Genomic DNA, 3,369 nt, shown 5'->3' with positions numbered 1-3,369 from the left:
GCAGACCTGCGCTCCTTAACAGACCCGGGTGGTCACTTCGGTGACCAGGGGAATCGGCCGTGACGTGTGAAATTGGCGATGTTCGCCTTGACCCGCTCGTCCCGGGAGCGCTCCGTGGTCGTCCGCACCGCGTGCTCCTCGACCTCGTCGGTGATGGCCGACAGATCGCGGAAGTACCGCTTCATGAGGGGAACCACCGGCGCGTACATGCGTCCGAGCTGTCGCAGGAGCAGATCGAGGGCCCGATCCAGTTCCTCGGGTGCGACGCACTCGTCGACCAGGTCGATGGCCGCGGCGCGCCGGGCGTCGATCGTGTGACCGAGCATGGTCATCCGGTATGCCGCCTGATGACCGACCCTCCTGATGAGGTAGGGAACGGCCATGGACGGCAGGAGCCCCCAGATGACCTCCGGCAGGCCGAAGGTGCTCTGCTCGCTCGCGATCGCGTAGTCGCTGGCAGCGACGATCCCGATGCCTCCCGCGAGAGCCTTTCCCTCGACCACCGAGACGACCACGCACCGGTGGAGGCTCATCTTCCTCAGGAGGTCCATGTAGCTGCGGGTCATCTCCGTCACGAGCCGCTCCTCCTGCCCGGCTCCCGGTATGCCGCGCCGGTCGACGCCCGCGGTGTACGCGTTGAAGTCCATGCCCGTGCAGAAGGCGTGCTCGTCGCCCCTCAGCACGATGACGCGGACCTCCGAGGCATCGAGGAGGTCGAACACCTCGTGGAGTTCCGACAGGAGCACGCGGTCGATGCTGTTGTTCGCCCGCGGACGGTCGAACCTGACGGAGGCGACCTCGTCGGTGACGACGACATCGATCGTCGTGAATCGACGTTGCCCGACGAGAGTCCCCATGGTCAGGCCCACCGGTATTCCCTGTGGAAGCCACGGACGCGGTCCAGCACGAGAAGCCCGCTGCCCTCGAACTTGCGCCTGTAGAGGCCCTCGGGCCCTGTGGTGTCGACGTCCTTGTTCTGCACGCCGAAGCCCCACTCGGCGTTCAGGTCGATGACGTCGTCGTACTCCTCCATGCTGAGCCTGTAGCGGTCGTCGAGACGCTCCTGGACGCGCATGTCGAGCAGGCGTCGCTGCGAGGCGGGGGTCACGACCCCGCTGAAGAACTTCGATGAGCACCCCGACCCGTAGGAGAACAGCCCGATCCGCTTCGGCCCGGTGATCTCGGCGTGTGTCAGGAGCGAGCTCAGGGCCAGGTAGAGCGTCGCGGAGTACACGTTGCCGACATCACCGCATGCCCGCAGCGACGGGGCGACGCGCTTGTGGAAGTCGGCGTCGATGTCGCGTGTCGTCATGCCGTACAGGTCGCGCATCATCTTGCGATGGCCGCCCTTGACCATGCCGGCGAAGGGTGTGTGGAACGCGAGGTAGTCGAAGGTGGCCGCGAAGTCCGCGCCCTGCACCTTCGCCGTGTAGTTCGCGTACGACTTCCCGAGGCAGTCGAGGTACGACAGGAGTGAGAGGTCGGCATCGCCGGTCTCGAGGTTGGCCAGGGGACGACAGGTGTCCATGACCTCGTACCCCTGGCTCCCGTACGCCTGGAAGTCCAGGTCGAGCACCTCCGGTTCGTCGCCGACGAGCATCGCGACGGCACCCACGCCCTGGGAGGGCTCGACGTAGGTTCCCCGCGCCGTCGAATAGACCACATCGGTCGCCAGGACGAGCGCCTTGGCTCCGGGAGACATGTTCGACGCGACGAAGGTCGAGGCCGATTCCAGCGCGGCCGTCCCCCCGAAACACGCCTGCTTGACCTCGTAGAGCCTGCAGTCGCGGCCGAGGCCGAGCAGGTCGTGGATGTAGGTGCTCATCGACTTGCCGAAGTCGAGCCCCGACTCGCTCGCGGTCACGACGAGCTCGATGCGGCTCTTCTCGTCGTCCGTGAGGGCATCGATGATCGGCTTCGCCGCGTTCACGGCGTTCGAGACCGCGTCCTCCCACGGCATGCCGACCGACTTGCGGTAGAGCAGGAGGTTGTCGAACCTCGCGGCGTCGAGCCCGCGGGCCTCGAAGAGTTCCTTGACATCGATGTATGCGCTGCCGCCGTAGAAGTTCAGGTATTCGATTCCGACTCTGTTCACGACGTGTGACTCCCTTTCCCCTGGCCGACGCAGCCATTGCGGCTCGACAGGACCACGCTGGTGTTGATCCCGAAGAACGAGAACGTGTTGCAGATCGCCAGGTCGACGTCCGCGGCGGCCCGCGTCCCGCCTCGGCCCGGCCAGGCGAGATCGGCGATCGGATCGACGAGCCCCGGGGTGTCGTGCACGAACCCGTGCGTGAGCTGCAGGCAGGTGGCGACGATGCCGACCAGCCCCGCCGCGTTGAAACCGTGCCCGACGATCGCCTTGGTGCCGTTCACGAGCGGCGGCCGGGCGACCCCGGAGAAGACCTCGGCGATCGCGAGTGCCTCGACCTCGTCCCCGCGAGGGGTTCCGGTCGCGTGGGCATTGACGTAACCGATGTCGGACGGCGCGAGGTTCGCGTCCCTCAGCGCTCCGCGCATGGCCAGCACCTCGCCCGTGAGGTCGGGCTCCGTTCCCGTCGACCGATGGAGGCAGCTCCCCACTCCCTCGACCGTGACCGTGCCGGGGCCGTGCTCAGGACGCGCACTCAGGACGATCGCGGCCGCGATGGGGGCCTGCGATGTGCCCGCGTGGGAGGAGTCGAACGGCCGCACCGGGGCCTCTCCCTCGATCCGTGAGACGATGCCCAGGTTCTCGAGCATCTCCCGGAAGCTGTCGGACGGGAAGAACGCCGGGGCCACGACCAGGCAGTGGTCGAGGAGCCCGGAGCGGAGCAACCCGGCCGCGTGGACGACCGCGGAGGCCGAGCAGGCGGATTGGGAACCGACGGTCGCGGAGTGACCCGTGAACCCGAAGACCCGCGACAGGAGACCCAGGGCGTACGGGTCGAGGCACGCGAGACGCTCGCGCGGATTCACGAGCCGCGCGTGGCCCGGGCGGTCCGCGAAGGAGGTCTCCAGTTCACGGTCGAAGTGGTTGTTGGCCGCGAGGACGCAGCCGATCCGCTGGGCCTCCTCTGCCGTGGAGGCCGACAGGCCGGCCGAGGTCCACGCCTCCAGCGCGGCCAGGAGCATGAGCCGGTCGGCCACGCGTCCCCGGCGTGTCGCCTTGAGGACGACGCCCCCGGTGGTGCCGTCATCGGCGAGACGCCCCACGTGGGCGGTGAAGCGCTGTTCGTCGGCGATCTCTGCGAGGAGCACGTCGGTGCTCGCCGGATCGAAGGCCGGGGCCTGCCTCAGGGTCTCGCACAACGAGGCGGTGCCGTATCCTCCGGCGCAGAACACGCCCATCCCTGTGATGGCGGGCCGTGGTGGGGGTGTCTCGGGCAT

General features: G+C 68.0%; 3 protein-coding genes. All 3 read right to left on the bottom strand.

What is annotated here, in order from left to right:
- Nucleotides 1-32: 32 nt before the first annotated feature.
- From FB473_RS06270 to FB473_RS06260, 3 genes are read right to left on the bottom strand one after another with little or no spacing between them, the layout of a single operon-like run.
- A complete protein-coding gene (locus tag FB473_RS06270) occupies nucleotides 33-869 on the bottom strand; it encodes an enoyl-CoA hydratase-related protein (protein ID WP_167165660.1) in 837 nt (278 codons plus the stop codon).
- The gene (locus tag FB473_RS06265) at nucleotides 860-2,095 is read right to left on the bottom strand and encodes a hydroxymethylglutaryl-CoA synthase family protein (protein ID WP_167165658.1); all 1,236 of its coding nucleotides are present in this window, start codon (nucleotides 2,093-2,095) and stop codon (nucleotides 860-862) included. The genes FB473_RS06270 and FB473_RS06265 overlap by 10 nt, the downstream gene beginning before the upstream one ends.
- On the bottom strand, nucleotides 2,092-3,369 hold the full coding sequence (locus FB473_RS06260; RefSeq protein ID WP_167165656.1) for a beta-ketoacyl synthase N-terminal-like domain-containing protein: 1,278 nt from the start codon (nucleotides 3,367-3,369) through the stop codon (nucleotides 2,092-2,094). Before FB473_RS06260 ends, FB473_RS06265 begins: the two co-directional genes overlap by 4 nt.

This window comes from Brooklawnia cerclae (assembly GCF_011758645.1).
In the GTDB taxonomy this organism is placed as follows: Bacteria; Actinomycetota; Actinomycetes; order Propionibacteriales; family Propionibacteriaceae; genus Brooklawnia; species Brooklawnia cerclae.
Note: the sequence above shows the minus strand (reverse complement) of the source record. Positions and strands in the feature narration are given on the sequence as shown.